Source organism: Marinobacter panjinensis (genome assembly GCF_005298175.1).
GTDB lineage: Bacteria > Pseudomonadota > Gammaproteobacteria > Pseudomonadales > Oleiphilaceae > Marinobacter > Marinobacter panjinensis.
Genome location: NZ_SZYH01000001.1, coordinates 913,610 through 934,376, shown reverse-complemented (window position 1 = coordinate 934,376; position 20,767 = coordinate 913,610). Strand labels below are relative to the sequence as shown.

Sequence of the window (20,767 nt, the reverse complement as noted above, 5' to 3'; positions counted from 1 at the left end):
AGAAAACCGGAAACGATTCCGTTTTGAAATGTGAAAGATTTTGGCTTTATATCATTCCGGTGAATTGATACGCTGCAATGTATTATTTCTATGAATAAAACCGCCACTGTATCCAGGTGACAGTGTCCCCGTGACAGGCAGTGCTGGTCAATAAACAGGTGCCAGGGTATGGATATTTCACGGGTTGATCTGAATTTGCTGGTCTATCTGGATGTGCTTCTGAGAGAGCGGAATGTAACCAAGGCAGCAAACCATCTGGGCATCACCCAGCCGGCCATGAGCAATGGTCTGCGACGGCTGCGGGACCTGTTTGGTGATCCGTTGCTGGTCCGGACCAGTGAGGGCATGACCGCAACGGAGCGTGCGACTGAGCTGCAGCCACTGGTGCGGGGCATTCTCTCGGATATCGAACAGGCCGTTCATGAGAAAACCGCATTTGCCGCCATGGAAAGCCAGCGGGTATTCCGCATCATGGCCAGTGATTACGCCGAATCCTGCCTGATGCCGCGGGTGCTGCGGCGTATTCGCCAGGAAGCACCCCATGTCACCCTGGATGTTCTCACTCCCAGTGACGTCAGCTTTCTGGATGTGGAACAGGGGCGGTTGGATATGGCCATCAACCGCTTTGACAAGATCCCCCAGTCATTTCACCAGAAAACCCTGTGGACCGAATATTTCGCCTGCCTGATGAATGCGCGCAACCCTATTCTGAAACAACCGTTCACCCTGGACACCTATCTGGACGCCAGCCATATATGGGTCAGCAAGACTGGTTTCGGAGTCGGTGTAGGGGTGAACCCGAAGGATGTCCAGCGTCTGGGTTGGGTGGATGAGGCACTGTCGTTGATGGGCCGGAAACGCCAGATTTCAGTCTTCACCCGGCATTACCAGGTGGCGATGCTACTGGCAGAACAGCACGATCTGATTGCCACCTTGCCGTCCCGCGCCGCCTGGCTGCAGAAAGACAATCCCAATCTGGTGGTCAAGGTGCCGCCGTTCGACATTCCGCCTTTCGAGTTGAAAATGGCCTGGAGCCCGCTGTTGCAGCACAACAAGGACCACCAATGGCTGCGCAAGCTGATTGCCGAAGTGGCTGAAGAAGTGGATGCCGAGTTTGCCCCGTTCGGGGCGCAGTTTGAATCTGCCGAGGTTCCCGGCATTCACCACTCAGAGCGGTAGTTCTCGCAACTCCAGCGAACGTTTGCCAGCATCCCACATGCGCTGGAAAGATTCTGCCAGCAGCCTCACACGGCCACTGTCGGCAAAGTTGGCGAAGCCTTCGGGCCTGTAGAAATCGTGGCGGAAAACCACGCCCTCACGGTCAGCCAGCAGAAAAGGGCGGTCTTCCACCGGATAGTCCTCATTGACCAGTCTCAGTTCGATGCGGCTGGGCAGCCGGCGCATCAGTTCCACAATCTGGTGTCGGTGTTTCACCAGCGGCTTATCATCGTGAATCAGCAGGCGCACCTCACTGAGCCGGTGGCGGCGGGCGAGGGTGGAGATCAGCTCCCGGAAACGCAGGCGATCATAGAGATCATGGTCGAGCAGGCGGTCATACAGCCAGATTCGCTGGCGGGCCTGGCCGATAACGGAATCCATCAGCCCGGTCATGGTGCTCTCGCTGTCGAACAGCCAGGCGTCGTGATCCTCTCCCAATAGCATGGGGGTCTGACGGGTGTCGAAAGCACCGCTCACCAGCTGTGGCGCCAGGCAGCGCATATCCACATGGGGAATGCCGGCGTCGTCGTAGAAGTCCGAGCAGACGTGAAAGCCGGAGCGCTGGTAGAAAGGAATGGCGTGTTCCTGTGCAGAAAGCTGCAATTCGCTGAACTGGCTCGCTGCTTCAGACACCAGATGGCGTAACAGGGTTTCGCCAATGCCCTTGCCGCGATGGCCGGGTAGAATAGCCATGCGCCCGATATGGGCGGTTTCCTCGAGGGTAGAGAACAGCCGGCCGACCCCCACGGGAGTGTTATCGGGCAATACCACCAGGTAATGGTCAGCAATCTCGTCGGTATCGTCCCATTCCAGTTCCGGTGGAACCCGTTGTTCTTCCACAAAGACGGCCTGACGTATGGTCCGTATGTCGGCCGGCGCCAATTGCCAGCTGTATTTGCGAATCCTTACGTTCATGCTGTTCTCTCTCGCCCTTACTCTTGCTCGAAATACAGCGAACCCTGGTTAACGAGGTTGCTCAGAAGCCCCGCGACGGTGTCGTCGCCGGCAACAAATGCGGCCAGTTCCGACATATCCGGTCTGGCGCTGGCGCATAGCAGGGGTGCCAGAGGCCGGGCATCGCCACGGAGCAGGAACTGTTCGCCATCCACGAACAGGGCCGTTTCGCCCCCACCTTCATGGTAGGCGAAGCGGGAGCCTTCGTTCCAGCGCAACGGGTTGCCGGCTGCTATAAGTTCACCGAGCAGTTCAGGTGTCACGGGTTCTTCCGCCGGAACTACAATATCCAGGCTCTTGGGAAGTGTGGAGTACTGACCAAACCACAGCGCTAACTGGCGCTTGTTGGTAAGCTTTTCGCGAATCACGTGATCAAGGCGGTCGATCACTGCCGGAGCGATGGCGCCGGGATTATTCTGCACCTGCAGGTCGGGGTCATTCAGATGTTCTGAGGCATCCGACTGACTGCACAGGAAGTCCGTGAAGCCCGTGAGCACATCGTCAATGGTGGGCGCACGAAAGCCAACGGACAGGGTAATACAGTCATCCTCGGCCACGCCGTGATGGCCAATGCCCGGTGGCAGGTAGAGCATGTCGCCTGGCGCCAGGGTCACGGTTTCCTCGCCATCCCAGCTACTGAGAATCCGCAACGGTGTACCGTCCACCCGGGGTGAGGTGTGATCGCAGTGGCCGCCGAAGGTCCAGCGCCGATGGCCCTGGGCCTGCAGCAGGAACACATCGTACTGATCATAGTGGGGGCCCACGCTGCCGCCTTTGGGTGCGTAGCTGGCCATGATGTCGTCCAGCCGCCAGTTGGGTACGAAGCGGAATTCGTCCAGCAGGTCCGATATGTCCGGAACCCAGTGGTCAAGGCCCTGTACCAGCAATGTCCAGTGGCTTTCAGGCAGCTTGCTGAAGCGCTCTGGCTCAAAGGGGCCATTGTGCAACTGCCAGGGCTTGCCGTGGTCGCTCTCGATGACAATGCGGGATTCGACGGCTTCCTCGCAGGCCAGCCCGGCCAGTTCATCCGCCGATACCGGGCACTCAAAGCCCGGAAACGCCTGGCGGATCACCAGTGGCTTCTTTTGCCAGTAGTTTCTCAGGAATTCGTCCGCGGGCATTCCGCCGGGCAATGTCATCATTCAGATATCCCGCGCCTGTTGAGTGGCATTGCCGATGTAGCTGCCCGGTGTCAGTTCCATCAGTTCTGCCTTGGCGGAGTCGGGAATGTCCAGCGACTCCACGAAGGCCTTGATAACATCCGGAGTCATGGCCTTGCCGCGGGTCAGCGCCTTGAGTTTTTCGTAAGGCTTCTCGATGTTATAGCGGCGCATGACGGTCTGAATGGGCTCCGCCAGTACTTCCCAGGCGTGGTCAAGGTCTTCGTTCAGCCGCGCCGGGTTGATTTCCAGCTTGCTCAGGCCTTTCAGTGTCGCCTCATAGGCGATCAGGCTGTGAGCGAAACCGACGCCGAGGTTGCGCAGAACCGTGGAGTCGGTCAGGTCACGCTGCCAGCGGGAAATCGGCAGCTTGGCGGACAGGTGGCTGAACAGGGCATTGGCGATGCCCAGGTTACCCTCGGAGTTCTCGAAATCGATGGGGTTGACCTTGTGGGGCATGGTGGACGAGCCTACTTCGCCTTCTACTGTCTTCTGCTTGAAATAGCCCAGGGAAATGTAGCCCCAGATATCACGGTCCAGATCAATCAGGATGGTGTTGAAGCGGGCAATGGCATCATAGAGCTCGGCGATGTAGTCGTGGGGCTCGATCTGGGTGGTGTAGGGGTTCCAGTCCAGACCCAGGCCTTCAATGAAATCCTTTGCGTTGGCGGCCCAGTCGATGGCCGGGTAGGCCGACAGGTGGGCGTTGTAGTTACCCACGGCACCGTTGATCTTGCCCATCAGCTCCACACCACGGATCTGTTTTATCTGGCGGCGCAGGCGATACACCACATTGGCCAGTTCCTTGCCTACGGTCGACGGCGACGCGGTCTGGCCATGGGTGCGGGACAGCATGGGCTGTTCGGCGTGTTCGTGGGCCAGTTCGGCCAGCCGATCTACCACCCGGTCCATGGCCGGAAGCAGGCCATGGTCCAGCCCCTCTCGCAACATCAGGGCGTGGGAAAGGTTATTGATATCTTCGGAGGTGCAGGCGAAATGCACAAATTCGGTGACAGCGTGCAGTTCGGGAACTTCCGCGATCTTTTCCTTGATGAAGTATTCCACCGCCTTGACGTCGTGATTGGTGGTGCGTTCGATGCCCTTGATCCGCTCCGCATCGGCGAGGCTGAAGCCGGAAACCATGTCATCAAGGTACTGGTTGGCTTCGGCAGAAAAGGCAGGGACTTCGGTAATCCCGGGATGGGCGGCGAGCTTTTGCAGCCAACGGAGTTCGACGGTCACGCGGTTCCTGATCAGGCCATATTCGCTGAAAATGTCACGGAAAACGCTGACTTTACTGCCATAGCGTCCATCCACCGGGGAAATGGCGGTCAGGGCGTTGAGTTCCATCGAAAACCTCTCAAGTCATCAAAGAATCGGAAAAAAGAAAAACAGGGGGCGCATATGATACACCAGCGACGGTCGGGATTCAGTCGTAAACCGAGCGGTTCGCCTTCTCGGCCAGTTCCCGGGCGGTCATGATGACCTTGCGGCGGTTGAAAATCAGCTGCCAGCGGCGTCCACCGGTCTGGTGCCAGAGTATTGCGGAACGTATGCCGGCAAGCAGCAGGGCGCGCACTTTGGCGGCATTTTCCTCACGCTGGAGAATGGTGGGTTCTCCGGTTACCTGTATGCGCTGGCGGAAGGTGCTGATGGTATCCGCATAGATGGACGCCAGGTTGGCAACCAGGTTGCCGTGGCTGTATCCGAAATGGCTGGCAGTGTGTCGGGCCTGGTCGATGCGGCTACCGATCACATCCAGCATATCGTTGTTACGACGCAGTTTGGATGACAGGTTGATCAGGTTCAGGGCGTAGCGCAACACTTCGATATCCTGCTGCTTGCTTTGCTGGCTGAGAACACTGGACAGCGTGGACAGGCCTTCCCGCAGGTCTTTCAGTTCGCCACCATACACATCCAGGGTGGTCTCGGGTTGTGTGGCGAACAGGGAACGCATGCAGGTTTCAAAGCTGGATTCCGCGCACTGGCCGGAATGGGCCACTTGCTGCACCAGCGCCGAGGCCTGAAAAACCCCTGCCAGGGCAAGGGTCTGGTCGTGTATCGATCGGCTCATGCGCCGGCTCCCTCTGACTTGTTGTTTGCCGCTGCCGGCTCCTGTTCGCTGTCCCGCCAGGTTTGCTCGATAACCCCACCACCAAGGCAGACCTCGCCATGGTAAAAGACCACCGACTGGCCGGGCGTGACGGCCCGTTGGGCGTCGTCAAACACCACCCTGAATCCGTTGTCGAGGGCGGTGACCACGCAGTCCTGATCCGGCTGTCGGTAACGGGTCTTGGCTTTGCAACGGAATTCCGCCGCCGGCGGTTCACCGGCAATCCAGTCCACCGGGCCACTGATCAGGCCGCGGGAGAACAGCAGGGGATGGTGTTTACCCTGAACGGCAATCAGCACGTTGCGGGACAGGTCTTTCTCCGCCACGTACCAGGGCTCGTCGCCGAACTCACTGAGGCCGCCAATGCCCAGCCCCTGCCGCTGGCCGATGGTGTGATACATCAGGCCCTGATGGCGGCCAATGACCTGACCATCGGGCGTTTCAATGTTGCCCGGCTGGGCAGGGATGTACTGCTTCAGGAAATCCCGGAACTTGCGCTCGCCGATAAAACAGATACCGGTGGAATCCTTCTTGTCATGGGTAATGAAACCCTGTTCGGCGGCAATGCGACGAACCTCCGGCTTCTCCAGTTCGCCCACCGGGAACAGGGTGCGGGCGATACGATCGCCGGAGACTGCGTGCAGGAAGTAACTCTGGTCCTTGTTGGGATCCAGCCCCTTGAGCAGTTCGGCCTTGCCACTGCCATCGTTCAGCGGGCGCTGGCGGGTATAGTGGCCGGTGGCAATATAGTCGGCTCCCAGGGTGACGGCATAGTCTAGGAAGGCGCGAAACTTCACTTCCTTGTTGCACAGGATATCCGGGTTCGGGGTCCGGCCGGCCCTGTATTCAGAGAGGAAGTGCTCAAACACCCGGTCCCAGTATTCCGCCGCAAAGCTGGCGGTATGCAGGGTGATGCCAATGGTGTCCGCCACCGCCCGGGCGTCAGCCAGGTCGGTCATGGCAGTACAGTATTCGGTGCCGTCGTCCTCATCCCAGTTTTTCATGAACAGGCCTTCCACCTGGTAGCCCTGATCTTTCAGGAGCCAGGCTGCCACGGAAGAGTCCACGCCGCCGGACATGCCGACGATCACTCGGGTATTTTCAGGTGCTTTAGTCATGTCTGGGTCTGTCGGGTTCAAAGGGGCGGATTCTAGCATTTAAGCCAGGTTACGTCTGCGGTTCGACAATGACTTCCAGGGGAAAGCGGCGTCCGTTTCGGTAATCGTCTATGCACTGCATCACCAGCGGGCTGCGGAGCTTGTCGGACTGCTGACGGATTTCCTCCGGAGTCAGCCAGTGAGCGGCAATAATGCCATCATCCAGTTCCCGGCTGACCCTCGCCAGGGCCCTGGCCGAGAAACAGAAACGGTAGTAGGTAACGCCGTTTGCCGGCGCTTTGTAGGTGTAAACGCCGAGGAAATATTCAGGTTCCACCTGCCAGCCGGTCTCTTCGAGGGTTTCCCGGAGCAGGGCATCAATGATTCTTTCGCCTTCCTCCACATGCCCTGCTGGCTGGTTGAAAACAACCTGGCCATGACTGACCTCTTCCACCAGCAGGAACCGGCCCTGAGCATCTTCAACAATAACAGCAACGGTGGCGTGGGGCGTCCAGGTCATGGGCGAGGGCTTCTCCGTGCGGACGGTTTACGGGATTTTTTTGGCTTTCGTTCGGTTTTCTGCGAACGGGTTGCCGGCGCGTGAACTGTTACGGCCCTGGATTCTCCAGGCGCGAGCCCTTCCAGGGACCAGTCACCAATACCATAGCGAACCAGTCGCAGGGTAGGGAAGCCTACGGCGGCGGTCATGCGTCGAACCTGACGGTTCCTGCCCTCGGTAATGGTCATTTGTATCCAGCTGGTCGGAACCGATTCCCGGTACCTGACCGGCGGGTTCCGCGGCCAGAGGTTCGGTGGTTCCATGGGTGTCACCTCTGCCGGGCGGGTTTTGCAATCCTTCAGCTCAACCCCTTTACGCAGTTGCTGCAGTGCATCGTCGGATATGTCGCCCTCCACCTGAACCCAGTAGGTTTTTGGCATTTTTTGCCGTGGAGACGCGATGCGATGCTGCAGCTGACCGTTGTCCGTCAACAGTAAAAGGCCCTCGGATTCGAAGTCCAGACGGCCGGCAGGGTAGACACCAGGGATGTTGATCCAGTCTGCAAGGGTGGCGCGGCGGTTGCCGTCGGTACCGCCTTTTTCGTCGGTAAACTGGCACATAACCCGGAAAGGCTTGTTAAACAGGATCAGCATCGCCATTGCCGCGTGGGACCTTCGCATCAGAATGGAAGTGGGTAGTATGCCAGAAATGGCCCTGAATCAGAGGGGGTGAGCGCAAGTCGACTCTGATTCAGATACATACGAAGACAAGGCCGCAAACTGCTTGCGCAGTTGCGGTGTAGTTCGGCGGCAGGGCAGTACGTGCTGTCAGCCGACAGTACGGGGATTACAGTCAGCCGTTTGCGGCGCGAGGCTGATCCTGATAGTCGCTGCCCTGGTCCTGCCGGGCATCGTTACTGTCACTGCCGGGCTTCTTTTCGGAAGTGCTTTCCGACGAACCCTGCTTTTCCGGCTGCTCTTCAGGGACAATATTGACCGCGTGGATCCCTTTGTCACTGGGTTTTTTCTCAAAGGTAACGGGCTGGCCGGCCTTTAAGGTTTTGTAACCTTCCATTTGCACTGAAGAGAAGTGAGCAAACAGATCGTCACTGCAGCCCTCTTCGATTATGAAGCCATAACCCTTGGCATTGTTGAACCACTTTACTTTGCCTCTTGGCATGATGAACTCCCCTGTTCTTTCACTGTCAGTGTCTTTGTTATTGATATTTTTACCGAGCATTTTGCCTTGTACGGATACCGGGTTGTCACAGGCTTGTGTAACAGAGCCCTTACGCCAATTTACAATATTTTACATTGTTAACGTACTGTTGACCAATATCCGCCTGGAGTCAATAGCAGTTATAGCGGGAATGTATGGTTGAACCGGGGTCTGAGCCTGTATCATGAGATTATTGATAACCAGCGCACGCCAGGTTCTCGCAAGCACCTTGAAAACCGGGCGGCAGACAACCATCTTTAGGAAGAGGCACCGATTTCCGGTAAAGAATCATGCGGACTATCCAGAATTCTCTACTAGTATTAAATCAGGGAGAGGACGAACAGCCCGGGCGTCAGGACGACGTCAGCGTTGCTCCCGAGAAGCCTGCTCTCAAGCGTCCGGCACGCTTCAGGGTGCTGCTTCTGAACGACGATTACACACCCATGGATTTCGTTGTGGATGTGTTGATGACATTCTTCGGAATGAATGAAGAAAAGGCGACGCAGGTGATGCTGCTCGTCCATACGCAGGGAAAAGCCGTATGCGGGGTATATACCCGGGACATCGCGGAAACAAAGGCGGCACAGGTGAACCAGTATTCTTCGGAATGCGAGCATCCGCTCCTTTGCGAGATTGAACGTGCGGACTGATAGACCTTGGGGTGGCCCATGCTGAGCAAAGATCTTGAAATTACACTGAATACGGCTTTTAAAAGTGCCCGTGACAAGCGTCATGAATTCATGACGGTGGAGCATCTTTTGCTGGCCTTGCTCGATAACGATTCGGCAGTGGGCGTCCTGAAAGCGTGTGGTGCAGATCTGGCCCGGCTTCAGGAAGAACTCGTAGAGTTTGTGGATTCAACCACACCACTGATCCCCAGCAACGACAGCGAGCGGGAAACACAACCCACGCTCGGATTCCAGCGCGTGCTTCAACGCGCTGTCTTTCACGTGCAATCCTCTGGCAAGAAAGAGGTGACCGGCGCCAACGTGCTGGTAGCTATCTTCAGTGAACAGGAAAGCCAGGCGGTCTATGTGCTCAAGAAACAGAGCATTGCCCGCATTGACGTGGTGAATTTTGTTTCTCATGGCATCTCCCGCGTTCAGGGTGCCGAGGATCAGGAAGGTCATGACCAGGCTTCTCACGAGGAAGCCGGAGAGGAAGGCGGTGCTTCGCGCCCGCTTGAAAGCTATGCAACCAATCTCAACGAGCAGGCACGCCAGGGTCGCATTGATCCGCTGATCGGCCGTGAACATGAAGTTGAGCGGGTAGTGCAGATCCTGGTTCGCCGTCGCAAGAATAACCCGCTGCTGGTGGGCGAAGCCGGCGTGGGCAAGACTGCGATTGCCGAAGGTCTGGCCAAGCGGATTGTGGATGGCCAGGTGCCGGATATCATCTCGGATGGCGTGGTCTACTCGCTGGATCTGGGTGCATTACTGGCAGGAACCAAGTACCGGGGCGATTTCGAGAAGCGTCTCAAGGGCTTGCTTGCGGAGCTCAAGAAAGAGAAGCACGCGATCCTGTTTATTGACGAAATCCACACCATCATCGGTGCCGGGTCAGCTTCTGGCGGTGTCATGGATGCCTCCAATCTGCTAAAGCCCATGTTGAGCTCGGGGGAAATCCGCTGCATCGGCTCCACCACATTCCAGGAATTCCGTGGCATCTTCGAAAAAGACAGCGCACTGGCCCGTCGCTTCCAGAAAATCGATGTGAACGAGCCCAGTGTTGAGGATACTTACCAGATCCTCAAGGGGTTGAAGCCCCACTTCGAGAAGCACCATGACCTGAAATACACAGACCAGGCGCTTCGCGTGGCGGCAGAACTGTCGGAACGTTACATCACCGATCGTCATCTGCCGGACAAGGCTATTGATGTGATCGATGAAGCCGGCGCGCATCAGCGCCTGCTCCCGATCGCCAAGCGCAAGAAAACCCTCGACGTGTCGGAAATCGAGGATGTGGTGGCTAACATCGCCCGCATTCCGCCGAAGAACGTGTCCACCAGCGACAAGGATCTGCTCCGCAACCTGGAGCGGGACCTCAAGATGGTGGTCTTCGGTCAGGACCCGGCCATTGAGTCACTGTCCACAGCCATCAAGCTGGCTCGCGCCGGCCTGAAGGCACCGGAAAAGCCGGAAGGTGCCTTCCTCTTTGCCGGCCCTACGGGTGTGGGCAAAACGGAAGTGACCAAGCAGCTCGCCAAGGTGCTGGGCATCGAGCTGGTGCGGTTCGACATGTCGGAGTACATGGAGCGCCATACTGTCTCGAGGCTGATTGGTGCACCTCCGGGCTATGTAGGGTACGACCAGGGCGGCCTGCTGACGGAATCCGTGAGCAAGCATCCCCACTGTGTGCTACTGCTGGATGAGATTGAAAAGGCCCATCCGGAAGTCTTCAACCTGCTGTTGCAGGTAATGGACCACGGCACGCTGACGGATAACAACGGCCGCAAGGCGGATTTCCGCCATGTGATCCTGGTGATGACCACTAACGCCGGTGCCGAGAGTATGGCCCGCCGTTCCATTGGCTTCAGTGAGCAGGACCACAGCAGTGACGGTATGGAAATCATTACCAAAACCTTCACACCGGAGTTCCGCAACCGTCTGGATGGCATAATCCAGTTCGGCGATCTCCAGCCGGCCACCATCACCCACGTGGTGGACAAGTTCCTCACCGAACTGCAGGCCCAGCTGGACGAGAAGCACGTTGTGCTTCATGTGGATGATGCTGCGAAGGTGTGGCTGGCAGAGAAGGGCTACGATGTGACCATGGGTGCACGCCCAATGGCACGCCTGATCCAGGATAAGATCAAGCGGCCTTTGGCTGAACAGATTCTGTTTGGTCGCCTGTCAGAACGTGGCGGTGACGTGCATATTCATCTCAAGGACGATGAACTGCATTTCGAGTATGAGGACGAGCCGGCCGAGGCGGTCTGAGAAGGCCGAAGCGGAACAGGCTATGCGACAAAAAAGCCCCGGTGGTAGCACCGGGGCTGTTTATTTGTCATAAGGCTATTAGCGGGCGCGGTAAACGATGCGTCCCTTGCTCAGATCGTAAGGTGTCAGTTCCACCTTCACCTTGTCGCCTGTCAGGATGCGGATATAGTTCTTGCGCATCTTGCCGGAGATGTGAGCGGTAACAACATGGCCGTTTTCTAGTTCAACGCGGAACATGGTGTTCGGAAGGGTGTCAACAATAACGCCTTCCATTTCAATAGCATCTGACTTTGCCATTCAGTAAAAACCTCGTAAATTGGCTTGCTGTGATTGTAAATTGCGCAATTCTGCCTGATTTATCGCCATTTGGCAAAATCAGTTAACGTCCATCGTGTGCCACTGACCGTCTCGCAGGGCTTCGATGGGCTGGAAACGGGTCTTGTAGTTCATTTTCCGACACTCTTCAATCCAGTAACCCAGATACAGGTGGGGAAGCCCCAACCGTTTCGCCTCTTCTACCTGCCAGAGTACTGCAAAGGTACCCAGGCTGCGGTGTTCGTAGGCGGGGTCAAACACGGTGTAAATGGCCGATAGGCCCTCATCGAGCATATCTACGGCTGCCAGACCGACCAGCTTTCCATCATCCATGATTTCAATAAACCAGGAGTCGGTAGCCCCTTCCACCAGGAAGGACAGGAACTGCTCCCGGGACGGCGGGTACATGTCTCCGTCCGCGTGGCGTTGTTCAATATAGTGGGCATACAGGCTGTAGTATCGCTCGGAGAAGGTTGCCCGGACCATTCTACAGTCAAGGTCGGCATTTTTCTTCATTACTCTGCGCTGGCCGCGGTCCGGCTGGAACTGATCCACTTTCAACCTGACCGGAACACAGGCATTACAGTGTTCACAATGAGGGCGGTAATAATGGGAGCCGCTGCGGCGAAACCCCAAGGCGGTCAACTGGCTGTATAACCGCTTATCAACTTGCGCCCTCGGGTCGACGAACATGGTGGTTGCTTCACGATCCGGCAGGTAGCTGCAGTCATGGGCCGGCGTGGCAAAAAATACCAGAGTCCTGAGATTGCTCATTCACACCTCCGGGCCGGGCCACCGCCACTGGAAGTCCCAGTGGTCGTGTTCCGGACTAGTGTCGACGCATGTCCTGAGTATAGATAAAAATTCGCTACGTGGAATACAGCGGGCGCCCATTCTGATCAGGTGGCCGCTTTCCACCTGGCAGTCCATGATGCGGTAGCCCCACACCCTGAGCTGGTTGGCCAGGTGGACCATCAGCACTTTTGAGGCGTTGGTTTCCAGCGAGAACATGGACTCGCCAAAAAAGCAGCGGCCAATGGCCAGCCCGTACATGCCGCCCACCAGTTCTCCCCGCGGGTTCCAGGCTTCGATGGAGTGTGCCACGCCCTGTTTATGCAACTGGCTGTAGCTGTCGATCATGTCCCGGGTGATCCAGGTGCCTTCGGCGCGGGTGTTGGCGCAAAGGCGGATAATCCGGGGGAAGGCCTGGTCTGCGGTGATGGTGAAGTGGCCGCTGTTGAGCGTTCGTCGCAGGCTTCTGGAGATGTGGATTTCCTCCGGGAAGAGGACGCAGCGGGGGTCTGGGGACCACCAGAGTATGGGCTGGTCGTCGCTGAACCAGGGGAAGATGCCGCTGCGGTAGGCCAGCTTGAGGCGTTCGGTGGACAGGTCGCCGCCGATGGCCAGCAATCCGTCGGGGTCGTCGAGGGCCTGTTCGGCGGGGGGGAACCAGAGGTGGTCTTGGTCTAGCCAGGGTAGTGAGGTCATCTGGGTCCAGAGTTCGGATTTGCGTGTTGGTGGTGTCGGCCGGGGTCACCAACCTTCCGGAACACGCTCAAGCACGTCCCTGTGGCGCTTGAGCTCCGCCATCCCTGGCTCCGCAAAGTTCCAGAAGGTTGGCGCCCCCGGCCTCCCTCGAACTGGGAGTTACCTGCCTTCACAAATTCCTGTTGAATTCACAGCAGCTTAATCCTGATCCAGGAATTTTTCTGCGTCCAGAGCTGCCATGCAACCGAAGCCTGCGGAAGTGACAGCTTGCCGGTAAACGTGGTCGGCTACGTCGCCGGCGGCGAAGACGCCGGGGATGCTGCTCTGGGTGGCCATGCCTTCGAGGCCGGAGCGGATTTTGATGTAGCCGTTTTCCATGTCCAGCTGGCCGGTGAACAGGTCGGTGTTGGGTTTGTGGCCGATGGCGATAAAGACGCCTGCCAGGTCGCGGTCCTGGGTGGAGCCGTCTTTCATGCTTTTGATGCGCATGCCGGTAACGCCGGTGCCGTCGCCGAGGACTTCGTCGAGGGTGTGGTCCCAGACGATGTTGACGTTGCCGTTTTCGGCTTTTTCGAACAGTTTGTCCTGCAGGATTTTCTCGGCGCGCAGGCTGTCGCGGCGGTGTACCAGGGTGACCTCGTCGGCGATGTTTGAGAGGTACAGGGCCTCTTCAACGGCGGTGTTGCCGCCACCGATGACGGCGACTTTCTGTTTCTTGTAGAAGAAGCCGTCGCAGGTGGCGCAGGCGGAGACGCCCTGACCCTTGAACTTTTCTTCGGACTCGAGGCCCAGGTACATGGCGGAGGCGCCGGTAGCGATGATCAGGGCGTCGCAGGTGTATTCGCCGTTATCGCCCTTGAGGCGGAAGGGGCGGTTGCGCAGGTCGGCTTCGTTGATGGTGTCGTAGACCACGTGGGTTTCGAACCGCTCGGCGTGTTTGAGCATGCGCTGCATCAGTTCCGGTCCCTGCACGCCGTCGTTATCACCTGGCCAGTTGTCTACGTCGGTGGTGGTGGTCAGCTGTCCACCCACCTCGATGCCAGTGATCAATGTCGGCTTGAGGTTGGCGCGGGCCGCATAAACGGCTGCGGTGTATCCGGCCGGGCCGGAGCCGAGGATGATCAGTCGGGAGTGCTTGGTTTCGCTCATTGGGGGTCTCTCGTTAACGATTTATTCAATGACAGATACGGAGGTCAGAAGTTGCCTGATTCGTTCAGCGCTCTTTCCGGATTCTCCCTGTTCCAGGCGGTGTTCTGCAACTGCGGGAAATACGGCCTGGATGTCATCCGGCAATACGTGATGGCGGCCGTCCATCAGAGCCCAGGCCCGGGCGGCGCGCACCAGCCCAAGGCCGGCGCGGGGTGACAGGCCGTAGAGCAGCCCCGGCATGCGGCGGCTCTGATCCAGCAGTCGTTGTACATAGTCCAGCAGCGCGGGGCTGGTGGTCACCCGGTTGACGGCGTCCTGAAGGGTTTGCAGGTTCTCTGCGGAGAGGATGGACTGCAGGCGATCGGTCATTGCCCGACGGTCCTCTCCCTCTAGCAACTCACGCTCGGCGCGGGGGTCGGGGTAGCCCAGCCGGATGCGCATCAGAAAGCGGTCAAGCTGGGATTCCGGTAGCGGGTAGGTACCGCCCTGCTCAATGGGGTTCTGGGTGGCAATCACAAAAAATGGGTGCGGCAATGGCCGCGTTTCACCTTCAATGGATACCTGCCGTTCTTCCATGGCTTCCAGCAGTGCGCTCTGGGTTCTGGGGGAGGCACGGTTGATTTCGTCGGCCAGCACCACCTGGGCGAAGATCGGGCCCGGGTGGAACACCAGGCTACCGGCTTCCTTGTCGTACATGGAGAAGCCGAGCACGTCTGCTGGTAGCAGGTCGTTGGTGAACTGGATGCGCTGGTAGCTCAGGCCCATGACTTTGGCCAGGGCGTGAGACAGGGTGGTTTTGCCCATTCCGGGGATGTCTTCAATCAGCAGGTGGCCCCGGGCCAGCAGGCCGCAAAGTGACAGGCGAACCTGGTGATCTTTGCCCAGCAGTATACTGTTGAGCTCGCGGATAACCGTATCCGTCAGTTTCTTCATGCAGTGCTCAGTCCCTTACCCGCTTGAGAATGTCGCCATAGGCATCGATGCGTCGGTCTCTGAAATACGGCCAGATGCGTCGAATCGATTCACTGCGTGAGCGGTTGATCGTCGTGGACAGTATGGTTTCCGAGTGGTCGTCAGCGCGCGCCAGGAACTCCCCCTGGGGACCGCAGATAAAGCTGTTGCCCCAGAAGCGGATGCCGTCCGACTGTCCGGAGGGGTCTGGCTCGGTACCAATGCGGTTGGGGGCGATAACGGGCAGGTTGTTGGCCACCGCATGGCCACGCTGAACGGTCACCCAGGCCTCGAGCTGGCGGGCCTGTTCATCGGGGTCATCAGTGATATCCCAGCCGATGGCGGTGGGGTAGATCAGTACTTCAGCGCCGGCCAGGGCCATCAGGCGGGCGGCTTCCGGGTACCACTGGTCCCAGCATACCAGCACGCCCAGGCGGCCAACCGAGGTGTCGATCGGGGTGAAACCGCTGGTGCCATCGTTAAAGCTGGCGTCGCCGGGCGTGAAGTAGAACTTTTCGTAAAAGCCCGGGTCGTCCGGAATATGCATCTTGCGGTACAGACCGGCAATGCTTCCGTCGCGCTCGAACACCACGGCAGTGTTGTGGTAGACGCCGTTCATCCGCCGCTCGAATATGGAGCCTACCAGGACAATCCCGAGCTCTGCTGCCAGGGCAGACAGCCGGTCACTGGTGGGGCCAGGTATGGGTTCTGCCAGTTCAAACACTGAGGTGTCTTCGGTCTGGCAGAAGTACAGGGTGGCGTGCAGCTCCTGCAAGACGACCAGTTGCGCGCCCTCTTTCGCGGCCTGTCGGACCAGGCGCTCACTGTTGGCCAGACTGGTGTCCTTGTTGGCGTCGCACGCTTGCTGAACAGCGGCAATGGCCAATGCGCCGGCCGGGGTGGGACGGATCATGCCTGCACAACTCCTGCGGGGATCTGCATGGTGACGCAATGAAGGCTGCCATGTTGCCTGATCAACGGGCGACAGTTAACCGGAATCATCTCCCGCTCGGGGAAGAGACCGGCCAGGATAGCCAGTGCCTCTTCATCCTGGGGTACGCCGTAGACCGGCACCAGAACAGCCCCATTGATGATCAGGAAATTGGCATAGGTAGCCGGTAGCCGTTCACCGTCGTCACCATGGATCTCGTCAGGCCAGGGCAGCGGAGTGAGCCTGTAAGGCTGGCCGTTGGCCTGGTGGAACTGTTGCAGGTCTTCCTCCATGGCGGCGAGGGCGCTGTAGTGTTCATCGCTGACATCGGGACAAGCCACATAACAGATATGATCCGCCGCGCAGAAACGGGCGAGGGTGTCGATGTGGCTGTCGGTGTCGTCGCCGGCCAGGTAACCGTGGTTGAGCCACAGAATGCGCTCCGCTCCCAGGGTTTCCCCTAGCAGGTGCTCAATGGATGCGCGGTCCATCGACGGATTACGGGACGGAGTCAGCAGGCATTCGCTGGTGGTCAGTATCGTTCCCTGACCATCGGATTCGATGGAACCACCCTCAAGGACAAACTCCACAGGCACCAACTGAGTGGTGCCAAAACTGCCGAAATTCGCCAGGTGGCGGTTGAGGGCGTCGTCCTTTTCCCAGGGAAACTTGTTGCCCCAGGCGTTGAAGCGAAAATCCAGCAATTCAGGGCCATCCACGCCGAAAATGGCGATGGGGCCATGGTCACGGGCCCAGGTGTCATTGGCAGGAGCGGGTACCGCAACAACTCGCCCAGGCAGCCCCTGCTGCTGCGCATAGTCGTTGAGTTCCCGTTCCAGCTCCTGCAGGCGAACCACATGTTCACAGCTGAGAACGACATGCTCGAAACGGAGCACTGCCCGGGCAATGTCCAGGAATACAGGTTCCACCTCGGCGAGGCTGGCGCTCCAGTCGGTTCCCGGATGGGGCCAGGTCAGCATTACGGCACTTTGGGGTGCCCACTCTGCGGGCATCACAGGTCTGGAAGTCAAGTTGCGAACACCTTTTATCCAAAAACCGACATTCTAACGAACAGGAGGGGTTGCGTCAGGATATAATTGAACGATTTTTCAACGTCGGGGCTTAAGCACCGCATGAATGACCCTGTCCCCTTCAAAATACACGACAAAATCGTTGTAGTGCCACTGGGAAATGGGTGGGTCGCCCACAGGCCCCGTGATTTGCAGGGGATTTCCCCAGCTATCACGAACGCCTGACTGGCTCATGCCGGTGCGGGGCAGGTCTGCCTGGGAGCTGCGTTCGGCCTGTGACTTCACCGGAACACGGACTTCTTCGGCAACAACCGTGGTCAGAGGTCCGATTGCCAGTGCGGTGAAGGCGGTGGCGGCACAGACAGCTTTTATTGTGCGTTTTTTCATCAGTGGCTTACTCCCTGGCGTTACATTGATAAAACGTAATATCTGACAAAGACTAACAAAAGTCAGCGCGGTTTCGGTGATTTGTGGACAGTTTATTCTTTTTGCCGTTGCCGAATCTGCCAGCGCATCACATGGCGGGCAATTTGCTGCCGGTCACCATCCTTAATGTCGGTAAACTCCGTATGAACCCTGGCGCCTCCGCTTCCGTCCGGCTCAACACTGATTACCCGCGCCATACCAACCGGCTGAAACAGCTCCGGCGGAAGGGTCATACGCAGCGCGAGCATCTCGTCTGTCACGAAGCTGTTGGTTGCGGTATGGAATGACAGGCCGCCTTCGCTGAGTGTGACGTCTTGCCAGTCTTCAGGTTGCAACGGATTTTGCTCAAAGGCCATAATGCGCGCCAGCGTATCCAGCTTCCCATTGAGCGACTTGATGAGTGAGGTCAGCAGGCGGTCTCGCTCCGCCAGGGTGGCCAACTGTGCCCGGACATCCTGATCGAGGCGTCTGAATTCGGATCGGAGGCTCTCCAGGTGACTGCCGTTAAATGGGTTTTCCTTGCTCGCGCCATCGGAGCCGAGCTTGCGGATTTCCAGGCCGATATGATCGCTGATACGAAAATAGTCCCTGCGATCAGAGGGGATCTCTGCCGGGTTATTGTCGGGTGTCGTTGCAGGCATCGGGGCTCCATAACGCGGTATTATTGTTTCCTGATAAAAGTTTAGCAGCTTCCTGCCGCTCCGTATCGGGGCAGGATTTTCGACAGACCAGAAGGTAGCGACAGGCTCCTCCCAATGTTCAGACCCTTATCACTGTATGTTGGTCTGCGGTACACCGCGGCCAAACGACGTAACCACTTTATTTCATTCATATCACTCACTTCCATGATCGGCCTGATGCTCGGCGTTGCCGTGCTGATCATCGTTCTGTCGGTGATGAACGGCTTTGACCGCGAACTCAAGCAACGGATTCTGGGCATGGTGCCCCATGCCACCATTCAGGCGAACGGTGTGCTTCAGGACTGGGAAGATGTCGATCGCCAGGTAGAGCAGCATCCATCGGTCATTGCCGCGGCGCCCTATATCCAGGGGCAGGGCATGGTGACCGGTGGAGGCGATGTCCGCGGAGTAATGCTCAATGGCATTCTTCCGGAACAGGAGCGCAGTGTATCGATCATTGAAAATCACATGATCGAAGGTGGCCTGGATGATCTGAAGTCGGGCGAATTCGGGATTATCATCGGCAAGCTGATGGCGTCTGCGCTCCGGCTGCAAATCGGTGACAAGGTTACCGTGGTTCTGCCGGAAGCCACCGTGACGCCCGCCGGTGTGTTGCCGCGGCTGAAGCGGTTTACGGTCAAGGGTGTGTTCAGTGTCGGGGCAGAACTGGATGGCAACTACACCCTGATCCACATGGATGACGCCTCCAAGCTCATGCGCACCGGTGGCAAGGCCGAGGGAGTGCGCCTGCTGGTGGACGATCTGTTCCAGGCCCCGAACGTGGCCAGGGAAGTGGCGACAGAACTCAGTGGCCGCCATTATATCTCCGACTGGACCCGCACCCACGGCAACCTGTTCCAGGCCATCCGCATGGAAAAAACCATGATTGGCCTGCTGCTGATGTTCATCGTTGCGGTGGCGGCCTTCAACATTGTCTCCACCCTGGTCATGGTGGTGACCGACAAAACGGCTGACATCGCCATTTTGCGCACCATGGGCGCCACTCCCGGCCGTATCATGCGTATCTTTATTGTCCAGGGCGCCGTTATCGGCATCACAGGTACGATTGTGGGCACGGCTCTCGGCGTGCTTGGCGCCTACAACATCAGTGGTTTCATCGCCTGGCTGGAAGCCTTCATGGGCCACCAGTTCCTCAGTGCGGACGTGTACTTCATCAGCTACCTGCCTTCCCAGCTGCAGTGGCAGGATGTGTGGATTATCAGCGGGGCCGGCCTTGCGCTGAGCCTGCTGGCAACGATTTATCCGGCGTGGCGTGCATCTCGCGTCGATCCGGCGGAGGCATTGCGTTATGAGTGATTCAGTAACCATCAACAGCGAAAAACCGCTGGTAATAGACTGCGACAAGGTCACCCGCACCTATAACGAAGGCCCCGGCAAGCTCACTATCTTCTCGGACATTTCATTGCGGGTGTCTGCCGGCGAATCCATCGGCATTGTTGGCAGCAGTGGCGCCGGGAAAACAACCTTGCTGAACCTCCTCGGAGGGCTCGACAAGCCCTCCTCCGGTCACATCGATATATGCGGTCAGGATATCCACCGCATGAACGAGGCCGGGCGGGCACGCTTTCGTAACCGTCATCTGGGTTTTGTCTATCAGTTTCACCATCTGCTTCCCGAGTTTTCCGCACTGGAAAACGTGATGATGCCCTGCGCTCTGGGCGGATTGGGGGTAAAGCCGTCGTCCGTTAAGGCAAGCGCCATACTCGAGCGCGTCGGCCTGAGTCATCGGCTGGCTCACAAGCCCGGTGAATTGTCCGGAGGCGAGCGTCAACGGGTTGCCATTGCCCGCGCACTGGTCAATGAGCCTGAGTGTGTGCTGATGGACGAGCCCACGGGCAATCTGGACGAGCAGACGGGTGAGGGTATTCGTGACCTCATTGAGTCACTGCGGGATCAGATCGGAATTGCCTTTGTGCTGGTTACCCATGACATGAAGATGGCCAGAAGTCTTGGGCGGGTGTTGCGGCTGGAGCAGGGAGAGCTGTTTCAGGAGCTTTGACTGTCGCTGTGCCGCTGTCGCCGGGCCTGCCTTGCCAGCCGTCGATGGCGGATGCGTACCGATCTGCGGTCCTGCCAGTCAGAGCGAACCTTGCGACGCCAAAGGAACTGGATGATGAGGTAAGCCAGGCACGCCGACAGGGTGGCTACCAGAAGTGACCCCAGATACAGGGGGATGCCGATGTCCAGCAGCCGCCCACTGAGCCAGGACCAGGACAGCTGGAATTCGAAATTCAGCACCGGCCGGTCGAGAATCCAGGCCCCGACCTTGTAGTTGAAATAGAACATGGGGGGCATGGTTACCGGGTTGCTTATCCACACCAGTACAACGGAAAGCGGCAGGTTGGCATTGAACCAGATGGCAAACAAAGCGGCTGCGAGCATCTGGAAGGGCATGGGAATAATGGCCAGGAAGATGCCCACCAGGAAAGCGCGGGCAACACTATGCCGGTTGATGTGCCACAGGTTGGGTTCATGAAGTATATCGCCCAGAAAGTGCAGCGATTCGATCGCGCGCACCTTTTCCGGCGACGGTAGGTATCGTTTCATGAACTTCTTTGGCATCGGGAAGTTCTGCCT

The 20,767-nt window shown here is 58.0% G+C and carries 23 protein-coding genes; 5 read left to right on the top strand and 18 right to left on the bottom strand.

Annotated features, from left to right (window positions below):
- Positions 1 to 168: 168 nt before the first annotated feature.
- A complete protein-coding gene (locus tag FDP08_RS04230; RefSeq protein ID WP_137434770.1) occupies positions 169 to 1,179 on the top strand; it encodes a LysR family transcriptional regulator in 1,011 nt (336 codons plus the stop codon).
- On the opposite strand, the gene FDP08_RS04225 is transcribed toward FDP08_RS04230, so the two are convergent.
- From FDP08_RS04225 to FDP08_RS20595, 8 genes are all read right to left on the bottom strand, one after another.
- The gene (locus FDP08_RS04225; RefSeq protein WP_137434769.1) at positions 1,168 to 2,133 is read right to left on the bottom strand and encodes a GNAT family N-acetyltransferase; all 966 of its coding nucleotides are present in this window, start codon (positions 2,131 to 2,133) and stop codon (positions 1,168 to 1,170) included. The two genes, FDP08_RS04230 and FDP08_RS04225, sit on opposite strands and share 12 nt — an antisense overlap.
- Before the next feature lie 17 nt (positions 2,134 to 2,150).
- Complete coding sequence (locus tag FDP08_RS04220) at positions 2,151 to 3,311, bottom strand: cupin domain-containing protein (protein ID WP_137437217.1); 1,161 nt, start codon at positions 3,309 to 3,311, stop codon at positions 2,151 to 2,153.
- A gap of 3 nt (positions 3,312 to 3,314) precedes the next feature.
- Positions 3,315 to 4,682 (bottom strand): adenylosuccinate lyase, encoded by a 1,368-nt coding sequence (gene purB, locus FDP08_RS04215; RefSeq protein WP_137434768.1) that lies wholly within the window; start codon positions 4,680 to 4,682, stop codon positions 3,315 to 3,317.
- Positions 4,683 to 4,761: 79 nt separating this feature from the next.
- Positions 4,762 to 5,406, bottom strand: a complete 645-nt coding sequence (gene hflD / locus FDP08_RS04210; protein WP_137434767.1) for a high frequency lysogenization protein HflD — start codon at positions 5,404 to 5,406, stop codon at positions 4,762 to 4,764.
- A complete protein-coding gene (gene mnmA, locus FDP08_RS04205) occupies positions 5,403 to 6,602 on the bottom strand; it encodes a tRNA 2-thiouridine(34) synthase MnmA (protein ID WP_427901837.1) in 1,200 nt (399 codons plus the stop codon). Before mnmA ends, hflD begins: the two co-directional genes overlap by 4 nt.
- Before the next feature lie 10 nt (positions 6,603 to 6,612).
- On the bottom strand, positions 6,613 to 7,062 hold the full coding sequence (locus tag FDP08_RS04200; protein ID WP_137434765.1) for an NUDIX hydrolase: 450 nt from the start codon (positions 7,060 to 7,062) through the stop codon (positions 6,613 to 6,615).
- Positions 7,059 to 7,700, bottom strand: coding sequence for a pseudouridine synthase (locus tag FDP08_RS04195; RefSeq protein ID WP_137434764.1), 642 nt, complete (start codon positions 7,698 to 7,700; stop codon positions 7,059 to 7,061). Before FDP08_RS04195 ends, FDP08_RS04200 begins: the two co-directional genes overlap by 4 nt.
- Positions 7,701 to 7,893: 193 nt before the next feature.
- Entirely contained in the window at positions 7,894 to 8,220 is a 327-nt protein-coding gene (locus FDP08_RS20595) for a cold shock domain-containing protein (RefSeq protein ID WP_137434763.1), read from the bottom strand.
- Positions 8,221 to 8,549: 329 nt separating this feature from the next.
- On the opposite strand from FDP08_RS20595, the gene clpS reads away from it, so the two are divergent.
- Positions 8,550 to 8,909 (top strand): ATP-dependent Clp protease adapter ClpS, encoded by a 360-nt coding sequence (gene clpS / locus FDP08_RS04185; protein ID WP_137434762.1) that lies wholly within the window; start codon positions 8,550 to 8,552, stop codon positions 8,907 to 8,909.
- A gap of 18 nt (positions 8,910 to 8,927) precedes the next feature.
- Positions 8,928 to 11,198 carry an ATP-dependent Clp protease ATP-binding subunit ClpA gene (gene clpA, locus FDP08_RS04180; RefSeq protein WP_137434761.1) on the top strand — a complete coding sequence of 757 codons (2,271 nt, stop codon included), beginning with the start codon at positions 8,928 to 8,930 and terminating at the stop codon, positions 11,196 to 11,198.
- A gap of 78 nt (positions 11,199 to 11,276) precedes the next feature.
- On the opposite strand, the gene infA is transcribed toward clpA, so the two are convergent.
- The 9 genes from infA to FDP08_RS04135 form a co-directional block, all read right to left on the bottom strand.
- On the bottom strand, positions 11,277 to 11,495 hold the full coding sequence (gene infA / locus FDP08_RS04175; protein WP_114613076.1) for a translation initiation factor IF-1: 219 nt from the start codon (positions 11,493 to 11,495) through the stop codon (positions 11,277 to 11,279).
- A 78-nt stretch (positions 11,496 to 11,573) separates the two neighbouring features.
- Complete coding sequence (locus FDP08_RS04170; protein WP_137434760.1) at positions 11,574 to 12,287, bottom strand: arginyltransferase; 714 nt, start codon at positions 12,285 to 12,287, stop codon at positions 11,574 to 11,576.
- Positions 12,288 to 13,001, bottom strand: a complete 714-nt coding sequence (gene aat, locus FDP08_RS04165; protein WP_137434759.1) for a leucyl/phenylalanyl-tRNA--protein transferase — start codon at positions 12,999 to 13,001, stop codon at positions 12,288 to 12,290. It abuts the gene before it with no gap.
- 198 nt (positions 13,002 to 13,199) lie between these two features.
- Positions 13,200 to 14,150, bottom strand: coding sequence for a thioredoxin-disulfide reductase (gene trxB / locus FDP08_RS04160; RefSeq protein WP_137434758.1), 951 nt, complete (start codon positions 14,148 to 14,150; stop codon positions 13,200 to 13,202).
- A 21-nt stretch (positions 14,151 to 14,171) separates the two neighbouring features.
- Positions 14,172 to 15,083 (bottom strand): AAA family ATPase, encoded by a 912-nt coding sequence (locus FDP08_RS04155; protein WP_137434757.1) that lies wholly within the window; start codon positions 15,081 to 15,083, stop codon positions 14,172 to 14,174.
- 7 nt (positions 15,084 to 15,090) lie between these two features.
- The gene (locus FDP08_RS04150; protein WP_137434756.1) at positions 15,091 to 16,014 is read right to left on the bottom strand and encodes a carbon-nitrogen hydrolase; all 924 of its coding nucleotides are present in this window, start codon (positions 16,012 to 16,014) and stop codon (positions 15,091 to 15,093) included.
- Complete coding sequence (locus FDP08_RS04145; protein WP_137437216.1) at positions 16,011 to 17,045, bottom strand: agmatine deiminase family protein; 1,035 nt, start codon at positions 17,043 to 17,045, stop codon at positions 16,011 to 16,013. Before FDP08_RS04145 ends, FDP08_RS04150 begins: the two co-directional genes overlap by 4 nt.
- Before the next feature lie 96 nt (positions 17,046 to 17,141).
- The gene (locus FDP08_RS04140; protein ID WP_137434755.1) at positions 17,142 to 17,450 is read right to left on the bottom strand and encodes a hypothetical protein; all 309 of its coding nucleotides are present in this window, start codon (positions 17,448 to 17,450) and stop codon (positions 17,142 to 17,144) included.
- Between the two features lie 92 nt (positions 17,451 to 17,542).
- On the bottom strand, positions 17,543 to 18,130 hold the full coding sequence (locus tag FDP08_RS04135; RefSeq protein ID WP_137434754.1) for a PilZ domain-containing protein: 588 nt from the start codon (positions 18,128 to 18,130) through the stop codon (positions 17,543 to 17,545).
- Between the two features lie 114 nt (positions 18,131 to 18,244).
- Here FDP08_RS04135 and FDP08_RS04130 point away from each other — a divergent pair, with 114 nt between their 5' ends.
- Positions 18,245 to 19,486 carry a lipoprotein-releasing ABC transporter permease subunit gene (locus FDP08_RS04130; RefSeq protein WP_137434753.1) on the top strand — a complete coding sequence of 414 codons (1,242 nt, stop codon included), beginning with the start codon at positions 18,245 to 18,247 and terminating at the stop codon, positions 19,484 to 19,486.
- A complete protein-coding gene (locus FDP08_RS04125) occupies positions 19,479 to 20,189 on the top strand; it encodes an ABC transporter ATP-binding protein (RefSeq protein WP_137434752.1) in 711 nt (236 codons plus the stop codon). The genes FDP08_RS04130 and FDP08_RS04125 overlap by 8 nt, the downstream gene beginning before the upstream one ends.
- Here FDP08_RS04125 and FDP08_RS04120 read toward each other — a convergent pair.
- On the bottom strand, positions 20,177 to 20,752 hold the full coding sequence (locus tag FDP08_RS04120) for a DUF2062 domain-containing protein (RefSeq protein ID WP_137434751.1): 576 nt from the start codon (positions 20,750 to 20,752) through the stop codon (positions 20,177 to 20,179). The two genes, FDP08_RS04125 and FDP08_RS04120, sit on opposite strands and share 13 nt — an antisense overlap.
- Between the last annotated feature and the right edge of the window lie 15 nt (positions 20,753 to 20,767).

Bases quoted from the DNA above. Each gene is read 5' to 3' on its own strand.
- FDP08_RS04225 (WP_137434769.1), bottom strand. From the start codon at position 2,133: ATGAACGTAAGGATTCGCAAATACAGCTGGCAATTGGCGCCGGCCGAC.
- FDP08_RS04155 (WP_137434757.1), bottom strand. From the start codon at position 15,083: ATGAAGAAACTGACGGATACGGTTATCCGCGAGCTCAACAGTATACTG.
- clpS (WP_137434762.1), top strand. From the start codon at position 8,550: ATGCGGACTATCCAGAATTCTCTACTAGTATTAAATCAGGGAGAGGAC.
- FDP08_RS04220 (WP_137437217.1), bottom strand. From the start codon at position 3,311: ATGACATTGCCCGGCGGAATGCCCGCGGACGAATTCCTGAGAAACTAC.
- hflD (WP_137434767.1), bottom strand. From the start codon at position 5,406: ATGAGCCGATCGATACACGACCAGACCCTTGCCCTGGCAGGGGTTTTT.
- FDP08_RS04130 (WP_137434753.1), top strand. From the start codon at position 18,245: ATGTTCAGACCCTTATCACTGTATGTTGGTCTGCGGTACACCGCGGCC.
- FDP08_RS04145 (WP_137437216.1), bottom strand. From the start codon at position 17,045: ATGCCCGCAGAGTGGGCACCCCAAAGTGCCGTAATGCTGACCTGGCCC.
- FDP08_RS04125 (WP_137434752.1), top strand. From the start codon at position 19,479: ATGAGTGATTCAGTAACCATCAACAGCGAAAAACCGCTGGTAATAGAC.
- FDP08_RS04230 (WP_137434770.1), top strand. From the start codon at position 169: ATGGATATTTCACGGGTTGATCTGAATTTGCTGGTCTATCTGGATGTG.
- FDP08_RS04140 (WP_137434755.1), bottom strand. From the start codon at position 17,450: ATGAAAAAACGCACAATAAAAGCTGTCTGTGCCGCCACCGCCTTCACC.
- FDP08_RS04120 (WP_137434751.1), bottom strand. From the start codon at position 20,752: ATGCCAAAGAAGTTCATGAAACGATACCTACCGTCGCCGGAAAAGGTG.
- FDP08_RS04195 (WP_137434764.1), bottom strand. From the start codon at position 7,700: ATGGCGATGCTGATCCTGTTTAACAAGCCTTTCCGGGTTATGTGCCAG.
- aat (WP_137434759.1), bottom strand. From the start codon at position 13,001: ATGACCTCACTACCCTGGCTAGACCAAGACCACCTCTGGTTCCCCCCC.
- trxB (WP_137434758.1), bottom strand. From the start codon at position 14,150: ATGAGCGAAACCAAGCACTCCCGACTGATCATCCTCGGCTCCGGCCCG.
- infA (WP_114613076.1), bottom strand. From the start codon at position 11,495: ATGGCAAAGTCAGATGCTATTGAAATGGAAGGCGTTATTGTTGACACC.
- FDP08_RS20595 (WP_137434763.1), bottom strand. From the start codon at position 8,220: ATGCCAAGAGGCAAAGTAAAGTGGTTCAACAATGCCAAGGGTTATGGC.
- FDP08_RS04170 (WP_137434760.1), bottom strand. From the start codon at position 12,287: ATGAGCAATCTCAGGACTCTGGTATTTTTTGCCACGCCGGCCCATGAC.
- clpA (WP_137434761.1), top strand. From the start codon at position 8,928: ATGCTGAGCAAAGATCTTGAAATTACACTGAATACGGCTTTTAAAAGT.
- mnmA (WP_427901837.1), bottom strand. From the start codon at position 6,602: ATGCTAGAATCCGCCCCTTTGAACCCGACAGACCCAGACATGACTAAA.
- FDP08_RS04150 (WP_137434756.1), bottom strand. From the start codon at position 16,014: ATGATCCGTCCCACCCCGGCCGGCGCATTGGCCATTGCCGCTGTTCAG.
- FDP08_RS04135 (WP_137434754.1), bottom strand. From the start codon at position 18,130: ATGCCTGCAACGACACCCGACAATAACCCGGCAGAGATCCCCTCTGAT.
- FDP08_RS04200 (WP_137434765.1), bottom strand. From the start codon at position 7,062: ATGACCTGGACGCCCCACGCCACCGTTGCTGTTATTGTTGAAGATGCT.
- purB (WP_137434768.1), bottom strand. From the start codon at position 4,682: ATGGAACTCAACGCCCTGACCGCCATTTCCCCGGTGGATGGACGCTAT.